The 23,040-nt window shown below is 64.9% G+C and carries 23 protein-coding genes; 13 read left to right on the top strand and 10 right to left on the bottom strand.

Annotation, left to right across the window (positions count from 1 at the left end; translation table 11 throughout):
- The first annotated feature begins 1 nt into the window (after position 1).
- Positions 2-796 carry a protein-L-isoaspartate O-methyltransferase family protein gene (locus ABIB91_RS27460; protein WP_354168924.1) on the top strand — a complete coding sequence of 265 codons (795 nt, stop codon included), beginning with the start codon at positions 2-4 and terminating at the stop codon, positions 794-796.
- A gap of 95 nt (positions 797-891) precedes the next feature.
- Positions 892-1,842 (top strand): DUF6492 family protein, encoded by a 951-nt coding sequence (locus ABIB91_RS27455; RefSeq protein WP_354168921.1) that lies wholly within the window; start codon positions 892-894, stop codon positions 1,840-1,842.
- A 12-nt stretch (positions 1,843-1,854) separates the two neighbouring features.
- On the opposite strand, the gene ABIB91_RS27450 is transcribed toward ABIB91_RS27455, so the two are convergent.
- A complete protein-coding gene (locus ABIB91_RS27450) occupies positions 1,855-2,922 on the bottom strand; it encodes an endo-1,4-beta-xylanase (RefSeq protein ID WP_354168918.1) in 1,068 nt (355 codons plus the stop codon).
- A gap of 307 nt (positions 2,923-3,229) precedes the next feature.
- Here ABIB91_RS27450 and ABIB91_RS27445 point away from each other — a divergent pair, with 307 nt between their 5' ends.
- The 3 genes from ABIB91_RS27445 to ABIB91_RS27435 all read left to right on the top strand — a co-directional run bounded on the left by ABIB91_RS27445 (position 3,230) and on the right by ABIB91_RS27435 (position 7,763).
- A complete protein-coding gene (locus ABIB91_RS27445) occupies positions 3,230-4,666 on the top strand; it encodes a lipopolysaccharide biosynthesis protein (RefSeq protein WP_354168915.1) in 1,437 nt (478 codons plus the stop codon).
- A 167-nt stretch (positions 4,667-4,833) separates the two neighbouring features.
- Positions 4,834-5,883, top strand: a complete 1,050-nt coding sequence (locus tag ABIB91_RS27440; protein WP_354168912.1) for a fatty acid desaturase — start codon at positions 4,834-4,836, stop codon at positions 5,881-5,883.
- A 320-nt stretch (positions 5,884-6,203) separates the two neighbouring features.
- Complete coding sequence (locus ABIB91_RS27435) at positions 6,204-7,763, top strand: L,D-transpeptidase (protein ID WP_354168909.1); 1,560 nt, start codon at positions 6,204-6,206, stop codon at positions 7,761-7,763.
- Between the two features lie 21 nt (positions 7,764-7,784).
- Here the strand turns inward: ABIB91_RS27435 and ABIB91_RS27430 are convergent, their stop codons facing one another.
- The 3 genes from ABIB91_RS27430 to ABIB91_RS27420 all read right to left on the bottom strand — a co-directional run bounded on the left by ABIB91_RS27430 (position 7,785) and on the right by ABIB91_RS27420 (position 10,267).
- Positions 7,785-8,600, bottom strand: coding sequence for a class I SAM-dependent methyltransferase (locus ABIB91_RS27430; RefSeq protein ID WP_354168906.1), 816 nt, complete (start codon positions 8,598-8,600; stop codon positions 7,785-7,787).
- A 115-nt stretch (positions 8,601-8,715) separates the two neighbouring features.
- Positions 8,716-9,252: a VOC family protein gene (locus ABIB91_RS27425; protein WP_219685325.1), complete on the bottom strand. Its 537-nt coding sequence runs from the start codon at positions 9,250-9,252 to the stop codon at positions 8,716-8,718.
- A 25-nt stretch (positions 9,253-9,277) separates the two neighbouring features.
- Positions 9,278-10,267 (bottom strand): Bug family tripartite tricarboxylate transporter substrate binding protein, encoded by a 990-nt coding sequence (locus ABIB91_RS27420; protein ID WP_007600616.1) that lies wholly within the window; start codon positions 10,265-10,267, stop codon positions 9,278-9,280.
- 89 nt (positions 10,268-10,356) lie between these two features.
- Between ABIB91_RS27420 and ABIB91_RS27415 the strand changes: the two genes are divergently transcribed.
- The 3 genes from ABIB91_RS27415 to ABIB91_RS27405 are packed head-to-tail and all read left to right on the top strand — an operon-like array spanning position 10,357 to position 12,443.
- Positions 10,357-11,058 (top strand): TetR/AcrR family transcriptional regulator, encoded by a 702-nt coding sequence (locus tag ABIB91_RS27415; RefSeq protein WP_219685324.1) that lies wholly within the window; start codon positions 10,357-10,359, stop codon positions 11,056-11,058.
- Complete coding sequence (locus ABIB91_RS27410) at positions 11,036-11,596, top strand: carboxymuconolactone decarboxylase family protein (protein ID WP_219685323.1); 561 nt, start codon at positions 11,036-11,038, stop codon at positions 11,594-11,596. Before ABIB91_RS27415 ends, ABIB91_RS27410 begins: the two co-directional genes overlap by 23 nt.
- 1 nt (position 11,597) lies before the next feature.
- A complete protein-coding gene (locus ABIB91_RS27405; RefSeq protein WP_354168900.1) occupies positions 11,598-12,443 on the top strand; it encodes an SDR family NAD(P)-dependent oxidoreductase in 846 nt (281 codons plus the stop codon).
- Between the two features lie 15 nt (positions 12,444-12,458).
- On the opposite strand, the gene ABIB91_RS27400 is transcribed toward ABIB91_RS27405, so the two are convergent.
- From ABIB91_RS27400 to ABIB91_RS27385, 4 genes are read right to left on the bottom strand one after another with little or no spacing between them, the layout of a single operon-like run.
- The gene (locus tag ABIB91_RS27400) at positions 12,459-12,968 is read right to left on the bottom strand and encodes a DoxX family protein (RefSeq protein WP_354168897.1); all 510 of its coding nucleotides are present in this window, start codon (positions 12,966-12,968) and stop codon (positions 12,459-12,461) included.
- The gene (locus ABIB91_RS27395) at positions 12,968-13,747 is read right to left on the bottom strand and encodes an HvfC/BufC N-terminal domain-containing protein (RefSeq protein WP_354168895.1); all 780 of its coding nucleotides are present in this window, start codon (positions 13,745-13,747) and stop codon (positions 12,968-12,970) included. The genes ABIB91_RS27400 and ABIB91_RS27395 overlap by 1 nt, the downstream gene beginning before the upstream one ends.
- Positions 13,737-14,651 (bottom strand): MNIO family bufferin maturase, encoded by a 915-nt coding sequence (gene bufB, locus ABIB91_RS27390; RefSeq protein ID WP_219685319.1) that lies wholly within the window; start codon positions 14,649-14,651, stop codon positions 13,737-13,739. Before bufB ends, ABIB91_RS27395 begins: the two co-directional genes overlap by 11 nt.
- 46 nt (positions 14,652-14,697) lie before the next feature.
- A complete protein-coding gene (locus ABIB91_RS27385; protein WP_007600627.1) occupies positions 14,698-15,003 on the bottom strand; it encodes a BufA1 family periplasmic bufferin-type metallophore in 306 nt (101 codons plus the stop codon).
- Between the two features lie 319 nt (positions 15,004-15,322).
- Here ABIB91_RS27385 and ABIB91_RS27380 point away from each other — a divergent pair, with 319 nt between their 5' ends.
- The 4 genes from ABIB91_RS27380 to ABIB91_RS27365 all read left to right on the top strand — a co-directional run bounded on the left by ABIB91_RS27380 (position 15,323) and on the right by ABIB91_RS27365 (position 20,376).
- Entirely contained in the window at positions 15,323-17,413 is a 2,091-nt protein-coding gene (locus ABIB91_RS27380; RefSeq protein ID WP_354168890.1) for an adenylate/guanylate cyclase domain-containing protein, read from the top strand.
- Between the two features lie 103 nt (positions 17,414-17,516).
- Positions 17,517-18,101: a HutD/Ves family protein gene (locus ABIB91_RS27375; RefSeq protein WP_354168887.1), complete on the top strand. Its 585-nt coding sequence runs from the start codon at positions 17,517-17,519 to the stop codon at positions 18,099-18,101.
- A 143-nt stretch (positions 18,102-18,244) separates the two neighbouring features.
- Positions 18,245-19,429 (top strand): adenylate/guanylate cyclase domain-containing protein, encoded by a 1,185-nt coding sequence (locus ABIB91_RS27370; RefSeq protein WP_219685317.1) that lies wholly within the window; start codon positions 18,245-18,247, stop codon positions 19,427-19,429.
- Between the two features lie 149 nt (positions 19,430-19,578).
- Positions 19,579-20,376 (top strand): adenylate/guanylate cyclase domain-containing protein, encoded by a 798-nt coding sequence (locus tag ABIB91_RS27365; RefSeq protein ID WP_354168882.1) that lies wholly within the window; start codon positions 19,579-19,581, stop codon positions 20,374-20,376.
- A 30-nt stretch (positions 20,377-20,406) separates the two neighbouring features.
- On the opposite strand, the gene ABIB91_RS27360 is transcribed toward ABIB91_RS27365, so the two are convergent.
- Both ABIB91_RS27360 and ABIB91_RS27355 read right to left on the bottom strand, forming a co-directional pair.
- The gene (locus tag ABIB91_RS27360; RefSeq protein WP_354168879.1) at positions 20,407-21,408 is read right to left on the bottom strand and encodes an NADP-dependent oxidoreductase; all 1,002 of its coding nucleotides are present in this window, start codon (positions 21,406-21,408) and stop codon (positions 20,407-20,409) included.
- A gap of 47 nt (positions 21,409-21,455) precedes the next feature.
- Entirely contained in the window at positions 21,456-22,313 is an 858-nt protein-coding gene (locus ABIB91_RS27355; protein ID WP_354168876.1) for an oxidoreductase, read from the bottom strand.
- 115 nt (positions 22,314-22,428) lie between these two features.
- Between ABIB91_RS27355 and ABIB91_RS27350 the strand changes: the two genes are divergently transcribed.
- Complete coding sequence (locus ABIB91_RS27350; protein WP_354168873.1) at positions 22,429-22,980, top strand: TetR/AcrR family transcriptional regulator; 552 nt, start codon at positions 22,429-22,431, stop codon at positions 22,978-22,980.
- The last annotated feature ends 60 nt before the right edge of the window (positions 22,981-23,040 follow it).

Here is a 23,040-nt window from a genome sequence, read left to right as displayed (position 1 = left end):
GATGAGCGATCTTGCCGCCGCGCGTGCGCGTTACGTGGAGCTGATCGCAAGGCGCGAGCGGATCTCTTCAACGCGCCTGCTCGAAGCCCTCGGCACTGTTCCGCGCGAAAAGTTTCTGGCGAAGGGACCGTGGCGCATCAAGAGCGAGGCGGCGCGCAACTATCGGTTGACGCCGGATGCCGATCCCGTTCATCTCCAGGACAATGTGCTGGTCGCGATCGATGCGCGCCGCAAGCTCGACACCGGACTGCCGAGCCTGTGGGCGCACTTCATCGATTTGCTCGACGTCGGCGAAAAAGACCGTGTGGTCCAGATCGGCTGCGGGCTCGGCTATTTCTCGGCCGTGCTGTCGAAGATCGTCGGCCCGAAGGGCAGGGTGCAGGCAATCGAATGCGACGAGCGGCTTGCGGCGCGGGCCGCGACCTATCTCGGCGCCTATCGCAACGTCGCGGTCGTCCATGGCGACGGATGCGAGGACATCCGCGAGCCCGCGGACGTGATCATCGTTCATGCCGGCTTCTCGCAGCCGCATCCGCTGTGGCTTCGGTCGCTTCGTCCGCGCGGCCGGCTTCTTGTACCCCTGACCCAGCGGGACCGCGAAGGCGCCGCGCTCAAGATCACCCGCAAGGGCAAGGGGTTCGAAGCCGAGGCGGTGCAGCAGATCCGGATCTTCCCCGGTCAGGGTCGAGGCGTGACCGCGCTCGACGACCGCGTCGCCGACTGGTGGCAGCGCGCCTCCGCACTGGCCCCGCTGCGCTTTCGCGGCATCGAGCAGGGGCTGCCGTCGGATGGCTAATGCTTCGTTTCATTTTACCTTGATTGCGAATGTAAGTATTCAACGCGTCTCTGCGCCGCTATGACAGCGGCCTGATCGCCATACGAGCGCGCGCCATGCCTTCCGTTGCCCTGCTGACCGCCAGCTACGCCAAGGATATCGAGCGCTTTTCGCTGCTCAGCGAGAGCATCGACACCTGGTTGACGGGCTACACGCGGCATTATGTTCTCGTTAACGATGAGGATCTGCCGCTGTTCGCGCGGTTCGCTTCCGACAAGCGCGTCATCGTTCCGGCCTCGCGCTATTTGCCGAAATGGCTGTGGGCGCTGCCGCCGGCTCTGCAGTTCATCAGCAAACGGCGCGTCTGGCTGTCGCTGCTGTCGTCACCTGTTCATGGCTGGCACATCCAGCAGATCCTCAAGATCGCCGGGGTCCTCAACGCGCCCGAGCAGCGCGTCTGCATCCTGGATTCGGACAATCTGTTCTTCCGCGAATTCGACGTCGGCCAGTATGCCGGCGCCGAGAAGACGCCGCTGTTGGTCACGCGCAACGGGATCGACGCCGCGCACCCCTTGCATGTCCTGTGGCTCCGCACCGTCGATCAGCTCCTTGGCATCAAGGACCGGTCCTTCCCTGCGGACGACTATGTCGGCAACGCGCTGGTCTGGGACAAGGACACCGCGCGTGCGATGACTGAGGCGATCAAGTCGGCGACGGGATTGAACTGGGTTCTGGCACTGTGCCGGAAGAAGAAGTTCTCGGAATATCTCATGTACGGCCATTTCGTCGCGAACGCGCCCGCGCATCTGGCCGCCCATCGGGTCACCGAAGACAGCATCGCGGTCTCGCATTGGGACGACACGCGCCTCGACCGCCCGGCCATCGAAGCGATGATGCGCGCCGCTTCGCCCGACCAGGTGGCGCTGTGCATCCAGTCCTATTCGTCGACCTCGATCGACGACATCCGCGACGTGTTCCGTCTCAGCTCGCGCGACCGTCGCGGTCCGAGCCTGTCTCCGGAGGACATGGGGGACGAGGTTCAATTCGAGGCTCCGAAGACGCGCTGAGACCCGGCGCCTTCACGCGTCTCTCGTGAACTTGCTGATCACGTTCATGAACGGCTTCGGCTTGAACTCGCCGTCGAGCGGCAAAGGACGGTTCGGCTGCTTGTCCGCCCGCGCAAATGTGCCGTTGATCCAGCTATAGCGGTCCGAGAGGCCCCAGGTCAGGATCGAGCGCACCGGTCCACTGGTCGAGATCGCGGTCAAGAGATCATCGACGCGCTTGGCGACGATGGCATCGCGCTCCGCCGGAGTCCCCGTCAGCTTCTGGTCGTCGACATCGAGCTCGGTGACGAGCACCTCGAGCCCCCAGGCGCGCAGCTCGGTGACGAATTCCGCGAGCCCATGGGTGTCGATCTCGAGCTCGGCATGCAGATGCGATTGCAGTCCCACGGCGTGCAACGGCACGCCCTGGTCGAGCAGGTCCATGATGAGATGACGGTAGGCCGCGCGTTTCGCGATGAACGTGTCCTTGGCCGACTCGATGTCGTATTCGTTGATTGCGAGCTTGACGAACGGATCGGCCGCGGCCGCCGTGCGGAACGCCAGCGGAATCCAGCGGTTGCCCAGATGCTGCGTCCAGAACGAGTCGCGGCGGTCTTTTGGACTGCGCGGATTGTCCGGGATCGGCTCGTTGACGACGTCCCACGACGTCAGCTTGTCCTTGTAATAGGAGACGACGGTGCCGATGTGGTCGACATAGGCGCGCTCGACGCCCTTGGTATCCTTGATCTGCTTGGTCCAGTCCGGAATGTCGTGATACCAGGCGAGCGCGTGGCCGCGCATCGTCAGGTCGTTCTGCCGGGCGAAATCCAGGATCGCGTCGGCACGTTCGAACGCAAAGGTGTGCGCGTCGGGCCGCAGCATCGGCCATTTCAGCTCGAGCACCGGAACCACCTGCGTGCAATAGGTGCTGATGGCTTCGCCAAGCCTGGGATCGGCTTGCAGGTCCCAGAGCGTGGCCGCGGCACCAAATCCCCGATAGCGCTGGGCGAGTTTCGACGCCGGCGCTGCGGACGCCGATGCGGCTGCCGTGAGTGCTGCGGCGCTGCCGAGGAGAAATTCGCGTCTGTCGAGCCTGGTCACGGCATTCCTTATCGGAGCCAACGCGCCATCGTACCAAGCGACGCCTTGCAACGCCGGGGTTTTCCCTTCTTGGGTTAACTTTGCCATCTCCGAATTACGGTTCCTTTCAGTGGTCGTGCCCCCCCACCAGGGAAGGGCAAATTTAACGCTAACCCGCGAAAGCGGCCTCAAAGCCGCATTCGCCGCCCGATCTCCAGACTTATGTGACATTCTTGAGAGATGCTGCGGCGCAATTCGTTCGCCCCGCCATGGTCCAATTGATGAACGGCCGTCACACTCGCAATAACGTTGCCGGTCCCGTGCTCGCATGCTGAACCGCCATTTCTCGATTTATCTCGTCGCCTACATCCTGCCTGCGGCGGTGGGCTTCTTCGCCGTCACGGCCTACACCCGGCTGCTGACGCCGGCGGAGTACGGCGTCTATGTCGTCGGCATCAGCCTGGCCGGCATTCTGGGCGCGATCTTCTTCGCCTGGATCAAGCTGTCGGTGTCGCGCTATCAGGCGATGTCGGCCGAGGTGGATTTTCGCGGCACTGCAATGGTTGCCTTCGCGCTGACCGTTGCCGTCCTCTGCGCCACCACGCCGCTGGTCTTCCTGTTCCGCAGCGATCTCAGCGTTGGGCTGTTGCTTGCCAGCATGTTCGTCGCGATCATGGCGAATGCCGTCGATGTCGGCCAGGAGTTCGAGCGCGCAAAACTGCGCCCTTACAGGTTCGCGGCGATCTCGATCGTGCGCAGCGTATCGAGCGTCGGTTTCGGCCTGCTCGGCATCTGGCTCGGCTGGGGTGGACTGGGACTGCTCGCCGCATTCGGCCTGGGTTCGCTCGCCGGGATCATCCTGAACCTCATTGGTGACCGCACCCGGATCGCGCGCTTTCAGCGCAGCCAGTTCATACAGCTCGCGCGCTACGGCCTGCCGCTGACGCTGGCCGGATTGTCGGTTGCGGTCTACTCGGCCTGCGACCGCCTCATCGTGGCTTATTTGCTCGGCAAGGACGCCGCCGGCATCTTTGGCGTCGCTGCCGATCTGCCGCGACAGTTCATGGTCATGATCGCCTCCAGCGTCGCCGCGGCGACCGTGCCACTGGTGTTCCGGTCATTGTCGGACAAAAACATCGAGACGACGCGGGAGCGGCTGACCGAGAGCCTCGAACTTCTGCTCGTCGTGGTCGCGCCCGTCGCCGTCTGGCTTGCGCTTGCGGCCGATCAGGTCGCCGGCACGCTCGTCGGCGTCGACTTCCGCGCCGGGGTCTCGGCATTGCTGCCGACCCTGGTGCTCGCGCGGTTGTTCGGCATCGCCAATCAATTCTACGTGCAGATCAGCTTCCAGCTTGCCGAGCGACCGTTCATGCTGGCGGCGCAGTCGTTCCTGACGCTGGTCGTCAGCGTGGCGTTGATGTTCGTGCTGGTGGCCGGCCATGGCCTCTACGGCGCGGCGCTGGCGACGCTTGCAACCGAAGCGATCGGCTTCCTCGTTGCCGTCGTCCTGATGCATCGCGCCCATCCGGTCCCGTTCGACCTCCACCGCCTCGCCGGCGTTGCCATCTCCGCCGCGGCGATGGCGGCTGCGATCCTCGTGGCACGATCCCAGGTCAACGGCATCGACCTCGTCGCGCTCATGGTCGTGAGCCTTGCGGGCGGCCTCGCTTATGTAGCTGCCGGCTGGCTGCTGAACGTCGCAAACGTCCGGACGCTGTCGCTGCGTTTCCTGCGAACCTTCAACCGCAAGGCGCTGGGCGTTTAAGCCGCGATATCTGACGAGGCTCGGCCTCACCGTCGGAAGCTCTGAGAGCGCCGCTTGGCCTGGCGATGGCTCGGTTCCGACCGGAAGCGCTTCAGGCGGAGGGCGTTTTTGTTGCGTCCATGGCCATAACCGTGCTTCTTGGGCCGCATGTCGGGAGCAGAGCAGATATGAGCCAAGGAATACCGGAAATCCGCGCATCGGCGCAGTTGCTTGCCCGCTATCGCGAGCCCGACAATGCGCGGGGTATCCTCGAACTGGCAATTACGGCGATACCGTTCGTCGTCATCTGGGCTCTGATCTGGGCCGCTCTTGACCAGGGCTATTGGTTTGCTCTCCTGCTGGAGGTGCCCGCGGCGGGTTTGCTGGTCCGCCTCTTCATGATCCAGCACGATTGCGGACACGGCTCTTTCTTCCGCGGCCGCCTTGCGAACGATTGGGTCGGCCGTGCCCTCGGCGTGATGACACTGACGCCATACGGCTACTGGCGGCGCAACCATGCAGGCCATCATGCGAACTCCGGCAATCTCGATCAAAGGGGCTTAGGCGACATCGACACGTTGACCACGCGCGAATTTCTCGGGCGGTCGCGATGGCGTCGGACGCTATATCGTTTGTATCGACATCCCCTGGTGATGTTTGGCGTCGGTCCCTCGTATTTGTTCATCTTGAAGCACCGATTGCCGGTCGGGATGATGCGTCGCGGCTGGAAACCCTGGCTGAGCACGATGGGCACGAACATCGCCCTCGCGGTTCTCGTCGTCACGATGATCCAGCTGGTCGGCTATGGGCCGTTCCTGCTCGTGCATCTGCCGATCATTGTTCTGGCGGCGTCGATCGGCGTCTGGCTGTTCTACGTCCAGCACCAGTTCGAGCACACGCATTGGGCCCACGACGAGACCTGGAATTTTCACGACGCTGCGCTGCACGGCAGCTCTCACTATCAATTGCCGGGCGTCCTGCGATGGTTCACGGCAAATATCGGCGTCCATCACATCCATCATTTGTCCAGTCGAATTCCCTACTATCGCTTGCAGGACGTGTTGCGCGACAATCCGCAGTTCGCTGGTGTCGGGCGGATTACGCTGCTCCAGAGTTTGCGGACCGTGCGGCTGACCTTGTGGGACGAGGAGCGGCAGCGGCTCGTCTCCTTTGGAGAGGCGGCCTTGTTCGGCAAGGCAGCCTTGTTTGAAAAGGCGGCCTTGACTCCAGTGGCTTAGCTTACGCCGCGGCCGCCGAATGGCGTGAATCCGCGCGATCGGAAGGCGATGGGCGTCTAGCGGTCGGTCAACGTGGCTTCGCCGTCCGACGCCGGGCGTTGGCAGCCGTGTCACCGACCCCCGGTCATTCTGCGCAGCGATAGACCGCCAGCTTCGGCTGCGCGCCGCCCTTCCGCCTGCGTCAACCGTCGTATATGAGATTTATCGCCGGAACGTGCCGAATGTCGCCACAGACGGAACGTAAGGCGGCTGCAATTTCTTAATTCAAAGATCGCAATCTGATCAATGACCGGCGGACTGGCATTTCGACCGAGGATGGCATGAGAAACCTGATGACAACGGCGCAATCTACCGTGGCGATGCGGCGTTGGGGGCCTCCCGGAATTGCGACCTTGGCGGCAATGCTCGCCTTTTTTGCGGCTGTGGCCCCGGCCAATGCGGCCAAGCAGGCGCGTCAGCCGGTCGAGGCGGTGGCGCCGCGCGAGGCCGGGGAGCCGATCATGGCGATCGTGTCGATCAAAAGCCAGCAGGTCACCTTCTACGACGCCGAGGGCTGGATTTTCCGCGCGCCGGTGTCCACCGGCACCACGGGACGCGAGACGCCGGCCGGCGTCTTCGCCATCGTCGAGAAGGACAAGGACCACCACTCGACCATGTATGACGACGCCTGGATGCCGAACATGCAGCGCATCACCTGGAACGGCATCGCGCTGCATGGCGGGCCGCTGCCCGGCTACGCCGCTTCGCATGGCTGCGTGCGGATGCCGTTCGGCTTCGCGGAGGGCCTGTTCGACAAGACCAACATCGGGATGCGGGTGATCATCTCGCCGAACGACGCGGCGCCGATCGACATCGTTCATCCCGCATTGTTCATGCCGAAGCGGGACGCCATTGCGGCGGCGCCGGGCCGGATCGGCAGGCTCTCCGGCGAGGCCGAGGAGGCGACAAGGGCGGCCGACGAGGCCAAGAAGGACGCGACTTTGGCCGCGAAAGAGGCGGCATCGCTGCCGGCTTCGCTGCGCAAGCTGGAACAGCAGAAGACCCGCGCTGACGCCGAGCGCGCCTTCGCCGACAAGCAGCTCGCGGCCGCCAGGACCGATCAGGCCCGCGCCAAGGCCGAGGAGCTGAAGCAGAAGGCCGCCACCAAGGCCGCCGACGCGGCGACGCAGCTCGATGCCGCCAAGGCCGCCGCACAGCCGAAGCGCGATGCGGTCGCGGCCACGAAAGAGGCGGCCAAGGCGGCAGCGGCCAGGAAGGCCGACGCCGTGAAGGCTGCGACCGACGCAAAGCTCGCGCTCGAGCCGGTCTCGGTCTACATCAGCCGCGCGACGCAGAAGCTCTATGTGCGGCGGAATACGCACAAGCCGGCACCGGACGGCGGCGGCGAGGTGTTCGACACCAGCATCGAAGTTCCCGTCGCGATCCGCAATCCGGATCAGCCACTCGGCACGCACATCTTCACGGCAATGGCGAAGAACGACACGGGTCTGCGCTGGAGCGTGGTCACGATCGACGACGGCGACAACGCCAGGAACGCGCTCGATCGCATCACCATCCCGCAGGAGGTGCTCGATCGCATTGCGCCGACCGCGTTGCCGCGCTCCTCGATCATCATCTCGGACGAGCCGCTGAGCAGCGAGACCAACTACCGCACCGAGTTCGTCGCGGTGCTGAGCAACCAGCCCCAGGGCGGTTTCATTACGCGCAAGCCGACCGCGCCTCCGATGGCCATGGCGAGCGACGACGGCTGGGACAATGGCGGCAACGGTTTCGGCTTCTTCTTCCAGCGCGATCCGAACCCGCAGCCGGTCAATCCGCGCCGGCGCGGCCAATATCAATATTATCAGCCGGCGCAGCCGATGCAGCGGGGCTTCTGGTAGGGGCGGGTAGATCGAAGCCCGTCACGACCGCCGCGCCTCGATCACGATAGCCTGGATCTTGCCCTCGATCGGTCCGGACCCATGGCGCGTCCGGATCGCCTCGGCAACGATGTCGGTCGCAGCCTGAAGCTTGCTGGCATCGCGTGCCTCGATCTCACTGCGCAGCGGCGTACCCTGGCAGAGCGCGATCGCGACGTGCTCGGGTGATGGCGCGCGGCTTATTTCAGGTCGCGTTTCGATCGATATGTCACGGAAGCCTGCGCGTTCGAGGTCGGTTCTGATGACGGCCGTGTCGTGATAGCCGTGCGGCGTCCGGGCCATGAAACGGGGCGGGTCGTCGGGAAACAGCTTTTCGAGCGCGACCGTGGCTTCATGCGTCAGCACATTGTCTTCGATGCGATCCCAGACGTTGAACACGAACGTGCCATTGCCGTTGAGGACGCGCTTCACTTCCCCGTAGGCCTTGACGCGGTCCGGAAAGAACATGGCGCCGAACTGGCAGCACACCACGTCGAATTCGGCGTCGTCGAAGGGCAGGGCCGATCCGTCGGCCTGACGCCACGAGATGCGATCGTCATCCGCCTGGCGCTGCGCCGCGACGGCGAGCATCGGCTCGTTGAGGTCGGTCGCGACATAACGGACGCCGCGCGGCAGCGCCGCCGCGACCGCGCGCGTCAAAGCACCGGTGCCTGCCGCGATCTCGAGCAGCACGGAGGGAGACCGGGCCGCGACACGTCTTGCGATGTCCTCGGCGTAGACGGCGAAGATCAGCGGGACCAGATATTCGTCGTAGAGTTTCGGGATCGAGCCGGCGAAAACCTTGTCAGTGTTGGACATGCTTGCCTCGCTGAAGGTTCGGACACGAAGCTCACGTTACCATGGATTGCCGTCTCCCGCGCCAGCAGCGCGGTGAACCCGGCCGGTTGTTGCATCGCCTTGCCGGCCGCCGGCGTCATCGGCTCCCGCCGACCTCCCGGATCGGCCGCGTGCCGTCCCAGCTCAAAGCCGCCTGCCGGACCTTCTCAAAGAACGGCCCCTTGGTGCCGCTGATGTCGGAGATCTCGATTACGGTCCCAGGATGGGCCTGGGTGTCGAAATAGGCAAAGCGGCCCTTGTCGCCGCCGATCTGGCCCTCGTGGCCGATCCTGTAGCCGAGCCCGAGCGCCCTGTCGTAGAGCGCCTGGTAGTCGTGGCTCCAGTAGGACATGTGCTGGAGGCCTTCGTGGCCGGACTCGAGGAATTCCCTGTACAGCGAGGGCGCGTCGTTGCGCTGCTGGATCAGCTCGATCTGGAGGTCGCCGGAATTGGCCAGCGCGATGCTCATCTCGACCGCGGAGTTTTCGCCGCGATGGCGAAACCAGTCGGTCTTGACGCGGTCCATGTAGTACCAGGGACCGACGCCCATCACCTCGATCCAGTGCTTCATCGCGGCGTGGATGTCCCGCACCACATATCCGTTCTGGCGCACCGCGCCGAAGATGCGGCTCATGCCAGCGCTCCTCTTGTCAGCTTGATCACTTGACCTCGATGCCCGCGTCCTTGGCAACTTGCTTCCAGGCCGCGATGTCGCGGGCGTTGATGTCACGCTGCTCGTCGCCGGGTACGAATTGCGGCGTGATGCCGAGCCCCAGCAGCTTCTCCTTGACCTCGGCATCGGCGAGCGCGTCCTTCAATGCCGCCGACAGCTTTCTTGCGATCGGTTCGGCAAGGCCCGCAGGCGCATACATCGCCCAGGACAGGCTGCGGTCGAACGGCACGCCCTGTTCCTTGTAGCTTGCGACATCCGGCAGGCTCGGCGAGCGTTCGCCGCAGGCGGCCAGCGCCTTGATCGAGCCGTCCTTCACCAGCGGAGTCGCGGTCGCCATGTCGAGTGTCGCCAGCGAGATGTGGCCGCCGAGCAAATCGCCGGCCAATTTGGCGATGCCGTTGAACGGCACGTGGTCCATCTTGATTCCGGTCTGCTGCATCAGGATTTCCGCGCAGAATTGTCCGGTCGAGCCGACGCCCCAGCTTCCGTACTGGATCGGCTCGCCCTTCCTGGCCAACGCGATCAGGCCCTTGATGTCGTCGGCCGCAAAATCCTTGGTCGCCACCAGCATGATCGAGGACGTGCCGATGCGCCCGATCGTGGTGAAATCCTTGATCGAATCGTAGGGCAGTTTCGGATAGATCGCCGGCGCCAGCACATGCGTGGTCATGCCGCCGACGGTGATAGTGTAGCCGTCATTCGCCGACGCCGCGACCATCTGGGTGCCGAGCGTGCCGGCGGCCCCGGTGTGGTTCTCGATATAGACGCTCTGTCCGAGCGTCTTGCCCATCCTGTCGCCGAGCAGCCGCCCGATCACGTCGCCGCCGCCACCGGCCGCATAGGGCAGCAGCATCCTGATCTTGTGGGTGGGATAGGCGGCCGGATCCTCGGCGCGCGCAGGCAGCATTGCCGAGGACGTTACGACCAATGACAATGTTGCGGCGCGCAGCAGACGAAAATGAACGAAGCGCGCCATGACCTAGTCTCCCCAGATTGCTCTCCGCTTCTTTTGAGAGCGGAGTTGAAGCGGTTGACTAGCGAACGATCGTTCGTTAGTCAAGCCGAATGGCTGTTCACACCACCAGCGCGGCGGAAGCGGCTGCGCCCACGACCCGCGCGCGCATCCTCGCCGAGGCGCTCGATCTGTTCGCGCAGAGCGGCTATGGCGGCGCCTCGATGCGCGAGCTCGCGCGTCGCGTCGGCATTCGCGAGAGCAGCCTCTACAATCACTTCGCCGGCAAGGCCGCGATCCTCGAGGCGATCGTCAGCGAGCACGGTCCGGCCAGCTCGGCGAGCCGGCTGGAAGAACCGCGCTACAAGCAGCTCGCGCGCCAGCCCGCCGCGTTCTGCCGCCAGTTTGCATTGGATCTGGTCGAGCAATGGTCGGATCCGCGCGAGCACCAGTTCCAGAAAGTCATCACCGCCGAGCGCAATCGCGTGCCCGGCATCCGCGCCAAATTCGCCGATCATTTCTATGCGCGCGAGCAGAGCATGATGACGGATTATTTCCGCGGCTTTGCGCTCGCCGGTCTGGTCTCGACGCCGGATCCGCGTGAGACCGCGCGGCTGTTTGCGGCCGGGCTGATCTACATCCGTCTCGAGCATTACGTGATGGGCGCGGCACCGTCGTCGCGGGCGAAGGTGATCGAGGCGATCGACCGCTATCTCGCCTTCTTCCTGTCGCTGATCGCGGCGGATGGCGGGACAAACGACAACAAGAAACGCAAAGCCAAGGGAGAGAATCGTGGCAAGGCTGCCCCTGATTGATCCGGAGACGACCAGCGGCGACATCCGCGCCTCGTTCGACCGCATGCCGGTCAAGCTGAATATTTTCCGCATGATGGCGCACGCCGAAGCCAACATGATCCCGGCGATGCGGCTGGGCAATTCGATCCTGCACAAACAGAAGCTCAGTGCGGTCAATCGCGAGCTCCTGATCCTCCAGGCAGCCCAGCTCGAAGGTGGCGCCTATGAATGGCGCCAGCACGTGCCGATCGCGCTTGGCGTCGGCTGCACGCAAGCACAGATCGACGCGGTCGAGCGCGCCGACTACGATGCCGCCGGCTTGAGCGAGGCCGAGCGCGCGCTGCTGAAATTCGGCCGCGAAGTGGTCGAGAACGTCCGCGTTCCCGAGGCGATCTTCGCCGCCATGCGCGAGCATTTCAGCGACCAGGAGATCGTCGAATCCATCGTTGCGCTCGGCTTCTACATGATGATGGCGCGCGTCACCGAGGCGACCGAAACGGATCTCGATCCCGCGGCCGGCATGGCGGTCTATGACGGCGGCAAGAAGCCGGGCGCCTGAGATGACGGATACCGATAGCAAGCGGGACCGCTACGTCCGCCCGCCGAGTGCGGAATCGCTGGGCGAAGCGCTAGGCAGGGGGCGCCTTAAGGGGCGCCGCATCCTGATCGTCGGCGGTGGCCAGCGCGTGTTCGACGCCGCCACCGATCCGATCGGCAACGGCCGCGCCATGAGCATTCTTTGCGCTCGCGAGGGCGCCAAGGTCGCGGTCGCCGATCGCAACCGCACCTCGGCCGAGCACACCGTCAAGCGCATCACCGACGAAGGCGGCGAAGCCTTTGCGATTGCCGCCGACGTCACCTCGGAGGCCGAAATCGTGCGCATGATCGAGGAGGCGCATCGCGCCATGGGCGGGCTCGACGGCATGGTGCTCAACATCGGCACCTTCGGCAAGGTCGGGCTCGATGCCGTCAGCCCCGAGGAGTGGAATGCGATCTACGACGTCAACGTTCGCGGGCCCATGCTGTGCTGCCGCGCGGGCCTGCCGAAATTCGACGACGGCGGATCGATCGTCTTCATCTCCTCGATCGCCGCGCTGAAGGCCGGCTCGCAGATGGCGGTGTATGATTCCTCGAAAGCCGCGCTCGGCGGCCTGATGCGCAACATCGCCCATCTCGGATCGCGCCGCGGCATTCGCGCCAACCTGGTCTATCCCGGCCTCGTCGACACGCCGAACGGCCGCGAAGCCGGCGCCGGCCGCCCCTCGCGCGGCAAGGGCCAAATCCCGTTCGGCCGCCAGGCCACCGCCTGGGAGGTCGCCTATGCCGTGCTGTTCTTCCTCTCGGACGAGAGCGTCTACGTCACCGCGCAGGCGCTCGCGGTCGATAGCGGGCTGAGCGGGATGTGAGAGGGCGCCTCGCGCCTATGGCTCGGGCGTGCGCGCTCGGCAGATCAGGTGGTCGAGCGAGACCCGGCCCGGCCCGTAAGCCATGATGCCGAGCGCCATCGCCGCCCAGGTGGTGTGGATCGGCCAGCCGTCAGGCACAGTCAGCTCGACAATGACAGTCATGAACAGCAGCCCGAGCGCCGCAAACCGCGTGCCGAGGCCGAGCAGGAGCAGGATCGGGAACATGATTTCCCCACATCCGGAGAGAAAGGCCATGACGGTCGGCGCCGGATAGTGATAGGGCCCGCCCGGCAGATGCAGCATGAACTCGTCGCTGAACAAGGTCACGGCAGTGTCGTTGAGCCTGAGGAAGCCTGCCCATTTGAGCATGCCGGAACGCCAGAACGGCACCGCCAGCGCGACGCGGAGCACGAGCTGAACGATCGACGGCGAGGCGATGGCCTGCACGAGATGATTGGCCTTGTCGACGAGGAGCCCGAGTGCGGGCAGGCCGCCACCGGCCTGCATGCGTTGGTCCGTGATCATCAGACGTCTCCGAAAGCGATTGAGGTGAAGGCGCCCGCCTCGATCAGGCCGGTGATGTTCGAAGCGAGATCGAAGTCGGCCGCGGCGTCCAGTGCGCGTGCAGCGGCCTCGCCGAGCGGCCGACCAGACATCAGGCTGCTCGCGAATGCGGCACCGCCGGGCGGAAGATGCCGGACCTCGACATCGAATTCGGCGCGCGTGACCAACGCGTCCTCCGGTGTCGCAGCGTCGATGCGCCCGACCGGCGACGTATCGCGGTTGGCGGAAAATATCGTCACCGCCGCGAATTGCGACCGCACGATTCCCGCCGCCGGGTGCGGTATGAGAACGAGATCGCCGAGCCGCTCCGGTGCAACCGCGGCAAGCTGCGCCGGCGACAGCGGTGCTGCGTCGGCGGCGTGATAGGCATCGAGCCAGGCCCGCTCGATGCGTGCGACATCTGCGAGCCATGGCATCATCTGCGCATGTTCATATTGCGCGATGAAGACGGGGAAGTCGCGGCCGTAGTCGAACAGCAGCGGTGAGATCGGCGGCGTCTGGCGAACATGGAAGCGCGCCATAGCACGGAAGAAGTCGGTGCCGGTGATGCGCTGCACCGCCGGATAGATCGCGGCGAGCGCGTCGATCAGGCTGACCGTGACATTGTTGCGGTAGACATCGTAGCGCTTGCCGGGGGCCTTGCCGTTCGGACCGGCCACGATCTCAGGCGCAGGGCGCACCGGGTCGAGCAGCGCCGGTGCAAAGGCTGCGGCAAAGCAAAGGTCAGGCTCAGGCGGCATGACGATCTCCCGTCAGCCCGACCGGGCGGTAACGATCGAGGATCGCCTGCGCAGCGGCGGCTTCCGCTTGCAGGACCGGCCAATCCGGGATCTTGCTGTCCCACTCGATCAGCGTCGGCACCGGAGCGCGGCGCTGGATGACGATCTCGTACAGCTTCCACACGGCGTCCGCGACCGGGCCGTCATGGCTGTCGATCAGCAGCAGGTCGCCTTCGTCGTCGGCCTGCTCGGCATGGCCGGCGAGATGAATCTCTCCGACGCGGGACAGCGGAAAGTCCGCGAGGTAGTCGAGCGCCGAGAACCCGTGATTGGTTGCTGATACGAAGACATTGTTGATATCGAGCAGCAGTCCGCAGCCGGTGCGTTCGGCAACAGTGCGGATGAAATCGGTCTCGCTCATGGACGATTCGCGAAAAGCGACATAGGTCGACGGGTTTTCCAGCAGTAGCGGACGACGGATCGCGTCCTGCACCTGATCGATGTGATCGCAGACATTTCGGAGCGTCGCCGCGGTATAGGGCAGTGGCAACAGGTCGTTGAAGAAGCTGGTCTCATGCGTCGACCAGGCGAGATGCTCGGATACCAGCGCGGGCTGGTAACGCGCCACCAGTCCGCGAAAGCGGGCCAGATGCGCCTTGTCGAGCGGCTGCGGTCCGCCGATCGACATGCACACGCCATGCAGCGAGACGGGATGGTCGCGGCGGATCGCTTCCAGTGCGCGATGCGGCGGTCCGCCTGCGCCCATATAGTTCTCGGCGTGGACCTCGAAGAAGCCGCGCTGCGGTTTCGTGCTCAGGATCGCCTGAAGGTGTTCGGGCTTGAAGCTCGTCCCGGCGACGCCGCCGAGGGACGCGGAATAGCGGAGGGGCACCGCAGACATGTCAGGCGCGATTGCCGTCGTCATGGTTTCTCTCCGCTCTTCCCTGTTGTGGTGGTCGCGACGCAGCGCGTCAGACCGGCTTGAGCGAGCCCTTCTTGCCGCCCGGCAGCTCGATGCTGGTGCAGGTGCCGCCCTGGACGAATTTCCAGGCATTGCCCTGGAAGTCGGCGGTCGAGGTGCCCTGGCAGGTCGTGCCTGGTCCGGCCGCGCAATCGTTCTGGCCCTTGAGGGCGACGCCGAAGCATTTTTCCTTCTTGGCGGCGACGGCCGCGTCGCCCTCGGCCTTGGTCAGCGGAGCAGCAGTGGCCAGAGTCGCCAGTGCGGTCGACATGGCGCCGGCGAGAACGAGCGTGGTCACGGCAAGTTTGGCAGACATTGAAGTTTCTCCTGTTCGAGATGGCATCGCCTGGCAGGCGAAGAGCGCCTTGTTCGGTTCGCCTCGCACCCGGCTCGCGTTACCAATCAAGTAGGTCACGAGTTCGTGAGGCGGTTAGACGGGCGCACGGGCTGTGCGCTTGGATCGGATTAGCGGGTGACTGGCCGGTCAATCCAATGCCTAGTCTCTATCGAGACCTTAGCCGGAGAGCATTGGCGGCGGGGCGCGATGGATGCCACAGGTAACGAATGCATACGCGCTGCGTAGAGCGGTAACAGGAGGTGGCCAGTCGCCGCTTTGCCGGAGAACGGAAACAGCGATGAATGTTGATCCCGGACGGCACCTGCGCGCGATCGCGAAGCTGACGGTCAGCATTCGGCTCGCCGTCTCGGCGCTGGTCCTGACCGCGATCCTTTTGACCGCGGCTCTCTCCAGCCTCCTGTGGTGGCGCACGGCGGAGACGGCGAGCCGGCAGCTCGCATCGACCATCAACGAGCAGATCGTGGCCGCCGTCCGCAAGGAGGTGGCCGCGATCGTCGACGAGGCGCGTGCCGCCCACACCGCGATCCGCACCCTGTTCCTGCAGAACGTGCTCGACACCCGCGAGGCCGACAAGCGCGAATTCGTGTTCCTGTCGCAACTGCAATCGCAGGCGACGATCTCCTGGGTCGCCTTTGGCTGGCCCGACGGGACCTTCTTCGCCGCGCACAAGCTCGGCGACCGCCGCCTGGAGATGATGGAGATCTCGCTGACCGATCATGCCGGCCAGCGTCGCATCGACGAATACGACGTGGTGCCCGGCGACATCGAATTCGCCAATCGCCGTTTCGAGCCGACCGATTTTCGGGTCGCCGATCGCACCTGGTTCAAGACCGGGCTGGCGGCCGGGGAGCCGGAGTGGTTCAAGGTCATGGACCATCCGACCGGCGAGCGGCCGTCGATTGCCTTTGCCGGACCTATCGACGTGTACCAGGAGCGGCAAGGCGTGCTCGCGGTCATCATCGAATACACCAGGCTCGCACGCTTCCTGTCGCAGCTCGAGGTCGGGCGCACCGGAACGGCTTTCATCATCGACGGCAGTGGTGAGCTGATCGCGGCGCCCGACAAGGATGCCGACGAGCTGCACGTTGCGAAGGGCGATACGACGCTGCTACCGCTGGCGCGGATGGCGCTCGTGAAGGCGGGCGAGGATGGTCGCAAGGAAGCCTGGCGAAGCCGGCTGACATCGGGTGGCGCGGCTTACGAAGTGGCGCTCACGCCGCTGCCGTTTCCCGGCTGGTCGCTGGCGACCGTGATCCCCGAGGCCGAGTTTCTCGGTCCGGTCGAGACGACATTGCGCCGCCTGATCCTCGGCCTTGCCATCGGCGCCGTGCTCGCAGCGCTGGCCTCGGCGATGCTGGCGCGTTCCGTCATCGCCGCGCCGCTGTCGCGTGTCGTCGGCGAGCTCCGTCATGTCGAAGCCTTCGCGCTGGAGCAGGTCCGCCGCCATCCGTCGCGGCTGAAGGAGATCGCGAGCCTGTCGGGCGCGATCGCCGAGATGGCGGCCGGCCTGTCGGCGTTTCGCAAGTTCATCCCGGCCGATCTGGTCCGCTCGCTGTTGCGCCAGGGCGTCGAGGCAAGACCCGGTGGCAGCATGCAGGAGCTCAGCGTGATGTTCGTCGACATCGCCGGCTTCACCGGGCTGTCCGAGCGGCTCGGCGATCGCGTGGTGCCGTTGCTGTCGCGCTATCTCGACCTCGCCTCCGAGGCCGTTGTCGCGAATGGCGGCACCATCGACAAGTTCATCGGCGACGCCGTCATGGCGTTCTGGGGCGCGCCGCAGCCGCAGGCCGACCACGCGCTGCGCTGCTGCCGCGCGGCGCTCGGCTGTTGCAGGGCAATCTCGGCGTCGGGCCTTGCCGACGATCTCGGCCAGCCGCTCCAGATCCGGATCGGGATCAACTCCGGCCGCATGCTGGTCGGCAATATCGGCTCGGAACTGCGCTTGAACTACACCGTGATCGGGGATGCCGTGAACGTCGCAAGCCGCCTCGAGGGCGCCAACAAATCCTACGGCACGCAAATCCTCGTTGGCGAAGCGACCGAACGTCTCGCACGCGGCGCCATCGTCACGCGCGAGATCGACAGCATCGCCGTGTATGGACGCGAGGAGGGTTTTGCGGTCTACGAATTGGTCGGACTCGTCGGAGAGGACGGCGGCGAGACGCTCGATTGGATCGTCCGCTATGAACAGGGCCTCGCGAACTATCGCGCGCGCCGGTTTGCGGCTGCACTCGCTGATTTTGAAGCCGTGCTGAACATGCGCGGCTCGGATCGTCCGGCTGAATTGATGCGCGATCGCTGCCGGCAGTTGGTTGAGAGCGCGCCTGATGTTGCGTGGCGCCCGGTCGCGGCACTGACGACCAAGTAGTCGCGAAAGATTGGCGTGCTGCGGGAAGCGAGCTGGCTACAAACCTATCTGCATGATACGCAGCTGACACCCGCCCTCCTACGCTCCCGGACCACCTCGAGACATGAAAACCACCCTGCTGAAACCCGAAGACTATACCCGCTCGCCCTGGAAGAACGGCGGCGGCATCTTCACCGATATCGCGGATGCCCATCGCGCCGATTCCAGCGTGAGGGATTGGGACAGCCTGCTGTGGCGCTTTGCTTCCACGCCGATCGTGGCGGCCGGGCCATTCTCCCATATGCCCGGCATCGACCGTTTGCAGATGGTGGTCGGCGGCCGCGGGTTGGTGCTGAAGTCGCCCACGCAGGAATTCGACGAGCGCGAGCCGTTCACCACGGTGCGTTTCACCGGCGAGCTCGAGATCGTCACCGAGCTCCAGGAAGGGCCAGTCGAAGTCGTGAATTTGATGGGCCGGCGCGGTGCGGTCGCGCTTGAGCTCGAAGCGCTCAGGGCGCCCGGTGACCGGCGATTGCCCGCCGGCACGCATCTCATCTACGCGGCGCATGGCGACTGCGACATCCGTCTCGACGGCACGGATTTTGCGATTTCGCACGAAAACACCTTGAAGGTCGAACTGACCGGAGCATCGGCGCTTGCGCTCGTCTCGGGGCTGGCCGTGCTGGGGTCTATCCAGGTCGTCGGCTGAACGGCGTTCCCGCCGATCAGAGCGATGCGTACAATCCATGCAACTGGCTAGGTTGACGCCGTCGCGCCGGAGCACGATATCTGCCTTGATGCAGACCGCCGCCCAAAACACGATGTGGACGGCCAGGATATGAACGGGCAGATATGACCGCGCCAGAGAAGAAATCCGCCACGCTGTCCGACGGCGTCGTCGATTGGCTGATCAACGGCACGCGCGACCAGCGCTTCATCGACAATATCTTTGCCGAGATGTGCATCCGGCTTCAGCAGGCCGGCATTCCGCTGGCGCGGTCGACGCTTCACGTGCTGATCCACCATCCGCAATGGCTGGGCGCCCGCTTCATGTGGTCCGACGGCATGCGCGAGGCGGAGATTGCACGGGTCGACCATGACGTCCGCGAGCGGTCCGAGTTCATCGGCAGTCCCGCCAACGAAATGTTCGACGGCGCGACCGAGTTGCGCGAAAATCTCGAGCAGGACCCAGCGCTCGGCCGCAAGCACGCGCTCTACCGCGAGATGCGCGCGCAGGGCCTCACCGACTATGTGGCCTGGCCGCTCTATCATACGCTCGGCAAGCGCCATCTCGTCACCTTTGCGACCAACCGGCCCGGCGGCTTCGACGACACCCACGTCGCCGCCCTCAAGAACCTGTTGCCTGTGCTGGCGCTGGTCAGCGAAATCCGCGTCAAAAATCGCCTGGCGCGAACGCTGCTCGAGACTTATGTCGGCTCCCACGCCGGCGAGCTCATCCTGGCCGGCGCCACGCGGCGGGGCACCGGCACGACGGTGCGCGCCGCGATCATGATTTGCGATCTGCGCGACTTCACCAAGATTTCCGACAACTGGCCGCGCGACGACGTCATCGATCTGCTCAACGATTATTTCGACGCGATGTCGGAGCCGATCGCGCGGCATGGCGGCGAGATCCTGAAATTCATCGGTGACGGCCTGCTCGCCATCTTTCCGCTGAGCGAGCCCAAGGCCTGCGCAAACCTGCTGCATGCCGTGACCGAAGCCCGTCAGGCGATGATCGCGTTGAACGCGCGCAACGACGGCACCGGCCGAGCGCCGCTGAACTACGGCATCGGCGTCCATGTCGGCGACGTCATGTACGGCAATATCGGATCGTCCACCCGGCTCGACTTCACCGTGATCGGTCCCGCCGTCAACATGGCCTCGCGACTCGAAGCTTTGACCAAGCAATTGGGAAAGAAAGTGCTGCTGTCACGCGATTTCGCCGAGCTGGTCGAGCGAGAGTTCGAGCTGGAGCATGTCGGCAAATATGAGGTGCGCGGCTTCAGCGATCCGATCGAGCTTTTTGCGTTTTGAAGGTGACGGACACCCCGGCTAAGCAGCGGGCGATCTTCGAGTCATGTTGCCAACGCAGGATTGTGTGATTACGCTCGGGGCGAAGCCAGCCAAGCGTTTCATCCACCCAAGCGTTCCATCCAAGCGTGTCATCAATCGGCCGCACGTTCATGCCAAAATTCCTCCGCATCGGAATCCATCAGTCGAACGTATCGGGTTACACGTCGAAAGCGTGGTGTGTCCGGCGCGTTGGCACCGCGATCCTCCTGAAATGGGGCGCCGTGGAAGTCCAGGGCGCCGGTGACGGACGAAAGGTCTACTGGACGCGTCTGCCGCAGCAGAAGACAATTCGCTGCGGCAGCGCGCAGCGGGCCCAGGACTACGCCAAAGCCGCGATCGCGCGGCGCCGCAACCATCGCTATGAACCGCTGGCCGGCACGATAGTGCTCCGGCGCCGACCGGCCGCGGGCAACATCGAGCTCAAGCGGGCCCTCGCCACGATCCTGATCGTCGATATCGTCGGCTCCACCGCAAAAGCCGCAAAGCTCGGCGATGTCCGCTGGACCAAAATCATGGGCCATTATTACGCGGCGGTCCGCAAGGAGCTGAAGAGCTCGCGCGGCAAGGAAGTCACGACGACGGGCGACGGCGTGCTGGCGACGTTCAAGACGCCGGCTGCCGGAATCAATTGCGCGACCGCGATCCAGAAGGCCGTGCGTACGCTCGGCCTCGAGATCAGGGTCGGCCTGCATGCCGGCGAATACACCGTGAGCGGCACCGAGGCGGTCGGCCTCGCCTTCCACATCGGCACCCGCGTCGCCGCAAAGGCGCGCGCCGGTGAAGTCTTGGTCTCTAGCGCGGTCAAGGAGCTACTGGCGCCGCAGTCCGGGATCCGTTTCAGGGATCACGGCGTGCATCAGCTCAAGGGCGTGCCGGAGCGATGGCGGCTGTGGCGGGTGGACGGCTGAGACGATTGCGCGCGGGCCGCATCGGCGCCCTCATCTCATCTGGACGACGATTTTCCCCCTGGCCCGTCCCTTTTCGAGATAGGCCAGCGCCTCTTTCGCCTGTGCGAACGGAAAGATCTTGTCGATCACCGGCCGGATACGCTCGGACTTGAGCAGCTCGCCGATCTCGGCGAGTTGGAGGCCGTCCGGGTGCACGAACACGAACGAATAGTCCGCGCCGATTTTGCCGGCTTGGCGGATGATCTTGCGGCTCAGCAATCCGAACAGCAGCACCATGACGAAGTTCATCCCGCGGGCGCGCGCGAACGCGGCGTCCGGCGGCCCGACTAGCGAAGCAATCCTGCTCCCCCGCTTCAGGATCCGAAGCGATGTCTCGACTGCGTCGCCCCTGAGTGTACCCAGCACCGCGTCATAATCCCGCAGCACCGCCTCGAATTGCTGGGTCTTGTAGTCGACCACCTCGTCAGCCCCGAGGCTGCGCACCAGATCGATATTTCCGGTGCTGGTCGTCGTCCCCACTTTCGCTCCGAGATATTTCGCGAGCTGGATCGCAAACGTGCCGATCCCGCCGGCGCCCGCGGGAATGAACACCTTCTGGCCGGGCTTCAGAAGAACGCGCTCCCTAAGCGCTTGCCACGATGTCAGGCCGACCATCGGGATCGAGGCCGCCTGCACGAAGTCCAGATTCGCAGGCTTGAGCGCGGCGGCATCCTCCGGCACGATCGCGAATTCGGCGAGAGCGCCGGTGCCGAGATCGAAGATGCTGGCAAAGACGGCATCGCCCGGCTTGAAGCGGGTCACGCGGTTTCCGACCTCGACGACGATGCCCGCGAGATCGCTGCCCAGTGTGGCCGGCAGTTGAAACTTGAGGATCGGCTTGAACGTTCCCTTCGGAATCATGTTGTCGATCGGGTTCAACCCCGCGGCGTGAACCTGGACCATGATTTCGTTCGGCTTCGGCGTCGGCCGCGGGATCTCGGCCAACGCGATCTGGTCCGGCTTGCCGTAGCGCTTGAAGACGAGTGCTTTCATTTTTTCTCTCGGTCCGGAGGTTCTTCGCACTGGCAAGCTTGCCGCCGTCAGAAAGCCCGCGCCGTGCGGGCGGGCTGCGGCGCCGCCATCGCATCGAGCCGCAAATCCTTTCGAAGCCCGGCATCCACCAGGGCTGCAGGCGCAAACCGCCGCAGAAACCGCAGGCGCTTCGCAAGGCTGCCGGCCGCGTATTTGAGTTGCGGGCGCGCCGCGCTTGCCGCCTTCAGCACGGTCTCGGCCACTACGCCGGGCTGTTCGGCCGTCGCCATCACCTCGTTCACCCGCTTGGTCACGCCGGCGCGCGCCTCGCGATATTCCTCGAGCGTGGCGTCGGGCTCCATGAAGTTCGCGTCGAACGGCGTCTTGGTGTAGGCGGGCTCGACCACGGAGACGCGGATGCCCCGCGTGCGCAGTTCATGGTCGAGCGATTCCGAATAGCCTGCCACCGCGTGCTTGGTCGCGGCGTAGAGCGCGCCAAAAGGCATCGGCAGAAAGCCGAGCACCGAGCCGATATTGATGATGCGGCCGCTGCCTTGGCGGCGCATGTGCGGCACGACGGCGCGCGTCATCCGGATCATGCCGAAGAAGTTCGTCTCGAAAATCGCACGCGCCTGCTCCATCGAGCTCTCTTCCGCGCCGGCAGGCGCAACGCCGAAGCCGGCATTGTTCACCAGCAGGTCGATGCGGCCCTCGCGCCGGATCACTTCGCCGACGGCGGCTTCCACCGATGCATCGCTGGTGACGTCGAGGGCCAGCATCTCGAACGCCTGCTTGCCAGACTGTGCGCCCCGCCTGCTGGTGCCGAAAACCTTGTAGCCGGCGTTCGCGAGCCGCTCTGCCGTGGCCTGGCCGATGCCTGAGGAGGCGCCGGTCACCAGCGCGATCTTCGGTGTGATCCTGTTCATAATGCCTCTCCGACGCCACTACCGGGCCTGAAATCGTTTGATTACGATCGTAACGATTGATATACATGACGATCGTAATTATAAAAGTCAAGCCCCGTGCCCAAGGATCGGTCCCATGCGCGTCTCAAAGGAACAGGCTGCCAAAAATCGCGAGCATATTCTCGAGACCGCCTCGCGCCTGCTGCGGGAGCGCGGCATCGCTGGCGTCGGTGTCGACGCGCTCGCCGAGGCGGCCGGGATGACGCACGGCAGCCTGTACAGTCAGTTCGGCTCCAAGGAGCGGCTGGTCGAGGAAGCCGTGGCCCATGCGATCAAGGCCAAAGGCCAGGAATTGCCCGAGGCCTTCGCGCTCGAGGACTATGTTTCGCAATATCTCTCGCCGGGGCATCGCGACGATCCCGCCGCCGGCTGCCCCTTCGCTGCGCTCGCCTGTGAGGTGTCACGTCAAAGCGGCGGCCTGAGGCAGCGCTTCACCGCCGGCGTGCGCGGCACGATCGCCCTGCTGAGCAGCCGGATGGCCTCCACGCTGAAGCCGCGCCAGCGCGAGGACAAGGCGCTCGCCGCAGCCGCATCCATGGTCGGCGCCCTCGTGCTCGCCCGCGCCGTGGACGATCCCAAGCTGTCGGACGATATTCTTCGCGCGACGAGGAATTCGCTGGGAGGGTGAGACCGCGTCTCGGCGGGACGCCGAAAGTCCGGAACAAAATTCCGGTGTCGACGTTCGATG

Source organism: Bradyrhizobium sp. JR4.3 (assembly GCF_040547695.1).
Classification (GTDB): domain Bacteria; phylum Pseudomonadota; class Alphaproteobacteria; order Rhizobiales; family Xanthobacteraceae; genus Bradyrhizobium; species Bradyrhizobium canariense.
Note: the sequence above shows the minus strand (reverse complement) of the source record. Positions and strands in the feature narration are given on the sequence as shown.

Bases quoted from the DNA above. Each gene is read 5' to 3' on its own strand.
- ABIB91_RS27460 (WP_354168924.1), top strand. From the start codon at position 2: ATGAGCGATCTTGCCGCCGCGCGTGCGCGTTACGTGGAGCTGATCGCA.
- ABIB91_RS27455 (WP_354168921.1), top strand. From the start codon at position 892: ATGCCTTCCGTTGCCCTGCTGACCGCCAGCTACGCCAAGGATATCGAG.
- ABIB91_RS27445 (WP_354168915.1), top strand. From the start codon at position 3,230: ATGCTGAACCGCCATTTCTCGATTTATCTCGTCGCCTACATCCTGCCT.
- ABIB91_RS27440 (WP_354168912.1), top strand. From the start codon at position 4,834: ATGAGCCAAGGAATACCGGAAATCCGCGCATCGGCGCAGTTGCTTGCC.
- ABIB91_RS27435 (WP_354168909.1), top strand. From the start codon at position 6,204: ATGAGAAACCTGATGACAACGGCGCAATCTACCGTGGCGATGCGGCGT.
- ABIB91_RS27430 (WP_354168906.1), bottom strand. From the start codon at position 8,600: ATGTCCAACACTGACAAGGTTTTCGCCGGCTCGATCCCGAAACTCTAC.
- ABIB91_RS27425 (WP_219685325.1), bottom strand. From the start codon at position 9,252: ATGAGCCGCATCTTCGGCGCGGTGCGCCAGAACGGATATGTGGTGCGG.
- ABIB91_RS27420 (WP_007600616.1), bottom strand. From the start codon at position 10,267: ATGGCGCGCTTCGTTCATTTTCGTCTGCTGCGCGCCGCAACATTGTCA.
- ABIB91_RS27415 (WP_219685324.1), top strand. From the start codon at position 10,357: ATGGCTGTTCACACCACCAGCGCGGCGGAAGCGGCTGCGCCCACGACC.
- ABIB91_RS27405 (WP_354168900.1), top strand. From the start codon at position 11,598: ATGACGGATACCGATAGCAAGCGGGACCGCTACGTCCGCCCGCCGAGT.
- ABIB91_RS27400 (WP_354168897.1), bottom strand. From the start codon at position 12,968: ATGATCACGGACCAACGCATGCAGGCCGGTGGCGGCCTGCCCGCACTC.
- ABIB91_RS27395 (WP_354168895.1), bottom strand. From the start codon at position 13,747: ATGCCGCCTGAGCCTGACCTTTGCTTTGCCGCAGCCTTTGCACCGGCG.
- bufB (WP_219685319.1), bottom strand. From the start codon at position 14,651: ATGACGACGGCAATCGCGCCTGACATGTCTGCGGTGCCCCTCCGCTAT.
- ABIB91_RS27385 (WP_007600627.1), bottom strand. From the start codon at position 15,003: ATGTCTGCCAAACTTGCCGTGACCACGCTCGTTCTCGCCGGCGCCATG.
- ABIB91_RS27380 (WP_354168890.1), top strand. From the start codon at position 15,323: ATGAATGTTGATCCCGGACGGCACCTGCGCGCGATCGCGAAGCTGACG.
- ABIB91_RS27375 (WP_354168887.1), top strand. From the start codon at position 17,517: ATGAAAACCACCCTGCTGAAACCCGAAGACTATACCCGCTCGCCCTGG.
- ABIB91_RS27370 (WP_219685317.1), top strand. From the start codon at position 18,245: ATGACCGCGCCAGAGAAGAAATCCGCCACGCTGTCCGACGGCGTCGTC.
- ABIB91_RS27365 (WP_354168882.1), top strand. From the start codon at position 19,579: ATGCCAAAATTCCTCCGCATCGGAATCCATCAGTCGAACGTATCGGGT.
- ABIB91_RS27360 (WP_354168879.1), bottom strand. From the start codon at position 21,408: ATGAAAGCACTCGTCTTCAAGCGCTACGGCAAGCCGGACCAGATCGCG.
- ABIB91_RS27355 (WP_354168876.1), bottom strand. From the start codon at position 22,313: ATGAACAGGATCACACCGAAGATCGCGCTGGTGACCGGCGCCTCCTCA.
- ABIB91_RS27350 (WP_354168873.1), top strand. From the start codon at position 22,429: ATGCGCGTCTCAAAGGAACAGGCTGCCAAAAATCGCGAGCATATTCTC.